Origin of the sequence: Coleofasciculus sp. E1-EBD-02 (assembly GCF_040218245.1) — a bacterium.
Lineage (GTDB): Bacteria > Cyanobacteriota > Cyanobacteriia > Cyanobacteriales > Coleofasciculaceae > Coleofasciculus.
Map to the genome: position 1 here is coordinate 1 of NZ_JAVJQN010000237.1, position 6,979 is coordinate 6,979.

The window sequence follows — 6,979 nt, forward strand, 5'->3', positions numbered from 1 at the left end:
TCCAGCTTACACGAGTTTGATTGGATTGGTTAAATATAGTCGGATGTATGGACTATCATCTGATGTGGTAGCGGCTCTGGCAATTGCCAGAAGAGGAATGAAGTATAGTGAGAGATTGCCGCGCTCTGTGTCCGCCTATCTTGGAGTGAATCCGAGAAAGCACGTATGGAGTGCTCTATATCAATTTAATAATTTTATTGGTCGATGCCCTGTAGTCAATCGTAGGCACGATTACTATAGTATCTCTAACTGGGAGCCGTTGGTTAAGGCTGATATCGAGCAACAATGCCGGGTATCAGCCAAGTGTAAGCGTTAACGGTTATCGACCAAAAGTTACACCGTGGACTTATACCAAGACAGAATTACTTATGGGTAGGTTTGTCTAGGTTTTTAGAAGCGGTAAGAAGAAAGCTTTAGGTATTCAAACTGAACTGGATTTCTCAGGAATTAATAATCGGTCAAAGCCCACCTAGATCAGGGCACGATAATATCGTGCCCCTACCAGATCAATTCGTTCTCCGCCATGGTAGGGGCATGGCATTGCCATGCCCTATTTAATTAAGTGGACTACGCACTCGAGTTAGGACATAAAAGAAAAATTAAAATCGCTCAATTCCTTGATTAGCCAGCCATTTATGGTAAGGGCAAGATACAGCAGTTTGCGCTCTTATGGAGTACAGTATTAGCCCGCTATCCCTCAAACTGCTAGATTGATGTTGTACCTCATAGCAGAGGAAAGCGCTGTAATATCCACCCGTGTCAACTTAAGCTCAACCCCTCACCCCCAGCCCCTCTCCCACGCCAGCAGTATCAGGATTGGTTTGATTGGCGTGCGATCGCCTGAAATATTAGGATAGATTTCGTTATCTGGTGGTGGGGATAGGGCGGGTTTTGTTGTTTTATTTGCGGTGTTTATCATCATTGAATCCCTAAACCCGCCTCTACAATTACCGTTAACCAGGATTGCAGCAACAACCATTTTAGGTGTTTTCTCTCAACCAATCTTGAAACTTCTGTGTCTCTTCCAGCGCCGGATTAATAGAAAACCAATTCCCATAGCGATCGCGGTATTCATAGACGAACATGCTACGCAGTAGGGTGGTGTATTCCACGTCTCCTTTCACTGTCTGTTGTTGTACCACCTGAAACAGTAACTCCCACTCCTCATCATCAATGGATGAGGTGAGGTAATCCCGACTTTCACGAATCACGCCTTCTAGACAATCCCGCGAGATTGGGGGGTCCATTTGTCGCAAACAGCCAAATAGAAGTCCCAGTAAGTTCCGCAGATGCCCACCGCTGATTTGACAGAGACGATCTAAGGTTTCAGTATTATCAAAGACTTCGGGAAGTAAGGCGAATCGTTGTGCTGGGGTATGGTTGGGAAATGCTCTCACTAAGACCATTTGCCGCAATAAATCCATCCCTTCTTTACATTCTGACCCATCCCGTTCGCGCACAGGAACCATGGGTAAAATCGTTGGCGGTAATCCACCGCCTAACCGATTTTTCAGAATTTCCACATCATTGGAAAACGTTAACGATAGCGGAATCGTATAAACAACGTGACAATTCAGTTTCCGTAATTGGTCACCTCGGTCAATAAATAAGTATTCAGGTTGTAAGCGTTCCGAGGGAAGTGGACGATTATCCACCCGATCCAAATTATCGACAATCACGACCAGCCCCGCCTTTCCTCGTCGCCGCAGTTCCTTGGTTGCCCGTCCTAATAGTTCGGTATTAATTGATTCTAAAATACCACTGGTACGGGGTTCTAGATATTCCCGTAAGCGGCGGCGGAGTTTTGGGCTTTCTTTGGTTTTGGCGGTAATTTTACCAATGCCAATCGAGAGTTCAGCTTCGGCATTTAGTTCAATTGGCGTTTGCAGGAAGTCGGCAATTTCACTAAACAGATTGGCAAAATAACCAGGCTTGAGTTTAATTTTAATCGCTTCTAAACTTTCACTGACCCGACCCGCTACACTGAGGAGAATATCCGTAATATCGACATCCGCCATATCCAAGTCTTGGGAGGACTCAAAGTAAACTACATAGTAGCCCTGCTTTTCTAACTCGGCTTTGAGTCGCAGCAATTCGGTGGACTTCCCGCAGCCAATATGACCTGTAAACAGTTGGCAAGTGGGTTCATCGGGTGAAATTAAGGCAATGGTGCGTCGCAATGACTGAATAATTCGATTCCCTCTCACTGGGGAAAAATCAATATAATACTGCTGATCTTCAACTTCCCCTACGGTTAAGGGCTTGCTTGGATTGCACGCTTTATAAAATCTCGGTAGATCTAGTCCCATAAGTCCTCATCGTCCTGATTCTATTGTCGTTGAAAGATACGGCATCTCGCCACGCGATCGCACTTGTTGCATTATCCTGGTTATCCTCGTCGTCACAATAACCCGCCCACCGACAGGTTTTGGGTTTTTCTTTCCTAGCAGCCAGGAAAAATGGGGGAGACTCTTGCCTATCGAGTGTAACCTGAGACGTTCTCGGGCGAGAGCTGGAAAATACGAACGCTTGATTTGCTATACTTCCAGAATGCGCTAAACTGTGACCTGCCTCAAGCAGTAAAATAGGGAACAGGAGGCTGACACTCAATAGTCGTTTATTCATTTTTTCCTACAAATTGCTAGATCGATGTGAGGATTGCGATTACTCTTCCATCCGTTTTCTCTTCACTATTCTGGACGCCTGACCCGAAATCAGGATACTATAGGTGTCTTGTTGTCAAGAAATTATCAGAATTGGGGACAGGTGATGTTGGTTAAGAAATGTAACGACACTCGCGATCGCACATATAATCCAAGACTTAATTCTGAGTATTGACATCCTCCCCACCTTACTTCGTTGAAGGCGGGGATTCCCATCATCACTGACGGGGGTTCCTGGCTCGTCGAGCAACCTTACTTTTTTGGGTTTCCCCATCCAAGCAGAGGGTCATCTCATCCCCAGGCGTTACTTTCCGAGTGCCCCTCGGTAGTTGCGCCAGACCTTGCAACGCTTTCATCAAAATGTTGATGGCGGCGTTGGTGTCTCGGTCATCTAAGTAACCGCAATACGGACATTTATGAGTGCGAGTGGACAAGGCTTTCTTCACTTCATGTCCACAATTGGAACAGTCCTGGGACGTGTAATGAGGTGCAACAGCAATTACTGGCACATCAAATACTTTCCCGAAATACTCCAGCCACTGCCTGAATAACGTCCAACTGGCGTCAGATATTGATTTAGCTAAATGATGGTTTTTGACCATGTTCCGCACTTTTAGGTCTAGCCTTCGGCAAGCCGCTGGCGCGTCTACAATGGCTACCAAGTCTGCCGACTGGACAAGCGCCCTTGCCGTCTTAACTGCAAAGTCTTTACGCCGCCTTGAGACCTTGAGATGCGTCCTACCTAACCGTTTGATGGCTTTGAGGCGATTCTTAGAATCTTTCTTTCTGCGAGAAACCCTTTTCTGTGCCTTTTTTAAGGCTTTTTCAGCTTTCCTCAAAAATCTAGGGTTCTCTACTTTGTTTCCCTCTGAGGAGGTGTAGAAATGGTTTAAACCAACATCTATGCCTACCATTCGATTGGTGGGTTCGTGATATTCATTGCGCTCTTGCTTGATGGAAAACTGAACATAATATCCATCAGCCCGACGAACAACACGCACTCGCTTAATTTGCTCTTTTTGGTAAAAGTGCAAGTCACGAGTACCCCACATTTTAAAGGTTCCAGCCTTGAAGCCATCCCTAAATGTAATGGTTAATCGGTCATCCGATAACACCCAACCATCAACCTTGTACTCTACTGAGGAAGGTGTTTGATGCTTGCGAAACTTGGGAAAACCTTTCTTGCCTGGAACCTTTTTCTTGCAGTTATCAAAGAACCTAGCAATGGCGCTCCATGCTCTTTCGGCACTAGCCTGACAAGCTTGAGCCGAAAGCTTCTTGCACCATTCAAATTGCTCTCTAAGTACCCGGCAATATTTATTAAGGTCATATTTGTTGACCCCTTTGTTGTCCATCCAGTAACGGAGACAAGAATTACGCACAAAACGAGCAGTACGAATCATCTCATCTAAGATGGCGTACTGCTCGTCTGTTCCTCGTAATTTTGCCTCGAATACTAGCATTGCTAACTTAACTCTATGCCAAGCATTTTAGTATAGACCATTATATAGTGCAAAAAGCAGGTATATTGAATACCTGCTTTTTGCCCGGAGGGAGTGAAGGCACCCCCACCCTACTCCACTTCGTTCCTTCGTTCCGTTGAGGGCGGGGTTCTATCGCTCCCCCAGTCCCCCACGTCTTGATAGACAGAGACTGACCCCCCTTTGGCGTTGAGTTAAACCGAGGCGTCCAGTTTAAACAGTCCTTAAATAACACGAGTTACAATAGTATCCATGAAAAATTATTTAGGAGCGGTTATGGGTACGCCACGTCGAACGTTCCGCAAATTTACTCCCGTGCTTCTCAGTGTAACGCTGTGTTGGACAACACTGGCTTGTCAGGATACAACCAACTATTCTCAGTCTGTAGGACAGCAAAACACCAACACTGTATCGTCTCAAACTCGACTCACGGATGGGAAGTATCCTCTCCAGCAAGTGACCTACAATGACGCTAATGGGCAGTATACCTTATTTTTAATGAATTCCACGCCCCCGGTTTACAGTACCACGAACCCGCAAATGATACCCCTCACACCAGAGGAACTCAATGCTGGGGAACAAAGTTATCTGCAAATGCAGAATAACCAAGCCGTGTTGCATTTGAGTCCAGAGTTTCAGATTGAATATATCCACGCCGTTACCGAACCCGCCGGGAACAATGAAATGGTAATTGTGCGGGAGGAATCAACCTATTGGCAACCCTTTGAGAGTGACGGGGAGATTGAGATTGAACTGGACTTTTATTCTCCTCGATACTATATTCCACCCCCCTATCAATCCGGTCAAGTGCTGCATAGTGGTTATCATGCCTCAAGTTATGACCAAGCGGTCACGAAATATAAAAGCAACCACAACACACCACCGCCTGCGGTACGGAACAATCAGTTACGCACATCGGGAGTCTTACGAAAGTCAACCACGAGTCAAACCACAACACCGAGAACCTCACCCGCATCCACGAATTCATCCAGTACAACCCCATCAACGCCAACGGATAAATCGAGAACGCCTCAAGCTTCACCGGGAACAACAAATCCAACTACAACCACTCAATCTGCACCAACATCGACAGGTTCCTCAACAAGTTCCTCCCCGTCTTCATCAGGTAGCAGAACCACGGGTTCGGGTTATGGAAGTAGTAATTTAAGGCAGTCTAGCCAATCGAAACCTAAGCCAAGTTCATCCCGAAATCGTTCCTCTGGTTTTGGCAGTAGTAATAGTCGGTCTTCTGGATCGAAGAAGAAACGTTGAATAATGGTATTCGAGAAGTTACATCTACACAAGTCTACACAAGTATAGCGGTTCTCAATTACTAATGGCACAGGACAATGTAGGGGCGTGGCACACCTTATTTGATGAATTAGAATTACGCCCCGAAACCGTAGGGGCGCACAGACGTGCATTGGTATCAACTTAAGGCGAAAACTAATACTGGAAAGCTTTTAAGCTGTGTCTGTTTACTTCTCTAATCTTTCCCCCTCATCCCCTAACCCCTTCTCCCTCCATGGGGAGAAGGGGAACCGGACTCTCTTGCTCCCCTCTCCCCGGCGTGGGAGAGGGGCTGGGGGTGAGGGGTTTAGCTTAAATTGACACTGATGACAGACGTGTGTCCTATTCGATGGTGAAATCTATTCCACTATTTTAGCTGTGTCACGCCAGTAGGGGCATCATCCTTGCGCCCTGATGTAATTAAGGACTCATGTAATTTAACGATATAGGTTCCAATTATGGATACAGCAGTTTGCGCTCTTATGGAGTACAGTATTAGCCCGCTATCCCTCAAACTGCTAGATTGATGTTGTACCTCATAGCAGAGGAAAGCGCTGTAATGATTTTTATCAATGGAGACATTATTCAAAAACATACACCGCAGGGTCAACATAGTCTGATTCAGATTGAATTATGCAAAGCTATTGATCGAGTCGCTAAACCCAACAAAATTGCCAAGGCATTCCCGGAACTCCGCTGCACCTTTGGCGGTGATTCTATCATTCCTGATATCGCCGTGTTTCGTTGGGCAAGAATACCGATTGAACCATCTGGCAAAATTGCCAATCGCTTTGAAATCCATCCCGATTGGGCAATAGAAATTCTTTCTCCAGATCAAAGACAAACCAAAGTCCTCAGCAATCTCCTCCACTGTTCCCGCCACGGTACTGAATTCGGATGGTTAATTGATCCAGAAGTAGAAAGTATCCTGGTTATACTGAAGTTCCCCTTTGACAAATCGCTACACTGTATGCCTATCTTGGCTTAGGGCGATTTTACTCTTGGCTTCACTGGGTACAAATCAGGCTGACGCCCAATAAATCTAAAGCCTTCCTTTGTACCGGAGTCGGTTCTGTTACCTTGTCAAAGTCGAAATTCACACCTGGGATATTAGATTGAATACGATTGTTAACAATCGTCCCTAAATCAGCCAACAAGGTTTGAAAGCTATGCACGGGCAAATTATCGGCTGTCCGCTTCCTTTTAGCTTTGGAAGAAGCCGAGTCACTCTTCGTCGAATGGTTCACAATTCCTTCGCGTAACTCAAGAGCATTTTCCCAATCATCTTCATCAAAAAGAATCGGAGCTAAACATCGACGCATATGCCATTCCACATAGTACGCCAACATACATAAGAAAACATGGGCTTTGACTCTATCGCTGTTATGGTGATAGATAGGGCGTACCTTTAAATCAATGGTTTTGTAGCTGCGAAAGGCTTGCTCAACTTTGGATAAACTCTTATAGGCTTTGACAGTATCTTCGGCATTCAGTGTTTCTTCGGGTACGGAACTTCTCACTACATATAAGCCATCTAATGTGGCT

At 45.6% G+C, this 6,979-nt stretch carries 6 protein-coding genes and 1 pseudogene; 3 read left to right on the forward strand and 4 right to left on the reverse strand.

Going from position 1 to position 6,979, the window contains the following annotated elements; all coding sequences use genetic code 11:
• Positions 1–316: pseudogene (locus RIC07_RS35160) on the forward strand (hypothetical protein); the annotation flags it as partial.
• Between the two features lie 664 nt (positions 317–980).
• Here the strand turns inward: RIC07_RS35160 and RIC07_RS35165 are convergent.
• From RIC07_RS35165 to RIC07_RS35175, 3 genes are all read right to left on the reverse strand, one after another.
• The gene (locus tag RIC07_RS35165) at positions 981–2,309 is read right to left on the reverse strand and encodes an ATP-binding protein (protein WP_446398559.1); all 1,329 of its coding nucleotides are present in this window, start codon (positions 2,307–2,309) and stop codon (positions 981–983) included.
• The gene (locus RIC07_RS35170; protein WP_446376810.1) at positions 2,281–2,625 is read right to left on the reverse strand and encodes a hypothetical protein; all 345 of its coding nucleotides are present in this window, start codon (positions 2,623–2,625) and stop codon (positions 2,281–2,283) included. The genes RIC07_RS35165 and RIC07_RS35170 overlap by 29 nt, the downstream gene beginning before the upstream one ends.
• A gap of 256 nt (positions 2,626–2,881) precedes the next feature.
• Complete coding sequence (locus RIC07_RS35175; RefSeq protein WP_446398560.1) at positions 2,882–4,126, reverse strand: RNA-guided endonuclease InsQ/TnpB family protein; 1,245 nt, start codon at positions 4,124–4,126, stop codon at positions 2,882–2,884.
• 270 nt (positions 4,127–4,396) lie between these two features.
• On the opposite strand from RIC07_RS35175, the gene RIC07_RS35180 reads away from it, so the two are divergent.
• Both RIC07_RS35180 and RIC07_RS35185 read left to right on the forward strand, forming a co-directional pair.
• Complete coding sequence (locus RIC07_RS35180; protein ID WP_446398561.1) at positions 4,397–5,416, forward strand: hypothetical protein; 1,020 nt, start codon at positions 4,397–4,399, stop codon at positions 5,414–5,416.
• A gap of 544 nt (positions 5,417–5,960) precedes the next feature.
• Positions 5,961–6,422 (forward strand): Uma2 family endonuclease, encoded by a 462-nt coding sequence (locus tag RIC07_RS35185; protein ID WP_446398562.1) that lies wholly within the window; start codon positions 5,961–5,963, stop codon positions 6,420–6,422.
• Positions 6,423–6,441: 19 nt separating this feature from the next.
• On the opposite strand, the gene RIC07_RS35190 is transcribed toward RIC07_RS35185, so the two are convergent.
• Positions 6,442–6,979 (reverse strand): IS1634 family transposase (locus tag RIC07_RS35190; RefSeq protein ID WP_446398563.1); only part of this gene is annotated, 538 nt, incomplete at its 5' end.

Excerpts from the sequence above, each read along its gene's own strand:
- RIC07_RS35170 (WP_446376810.1), bottom strand. The coding sequence starts at position 2,625 with ATGAATAAACGACTATTGAGTGTCAGCCTCCTGTTCCCTATTTTACTG.
- RIC07_RS35165 (WP_446398559.1), bottom strand. The coding sequence starts at position 2,309 with ATGGGACTAGATCTACCGAGATTTTATAAAGCGTGCAATCCAAGCAAG.
- RIC07_RS35185 (WP_446398562.1), top strand. The coding sequence starts at position 5,961 with ATGTTGTACCTCATAGCAGAGGAAAGCGCTGTAATGATTTTTATCAAT.
- RIC07_RS35180 (WP_446398561.1), top strand. The coding sequence starts at position 4,397 with ATGAAAAATTATTTAGGAGCGGTTATGGGTACGCCACGTCGAACGTTC.
- RIC07_RS35175 (WP_446398560.1), bottom strand. The coding sequence starts at position 4,126 with ATGCTAGTATTCGAGGCAAAATTACGAGGAACAGACGAGCAGTACGCC.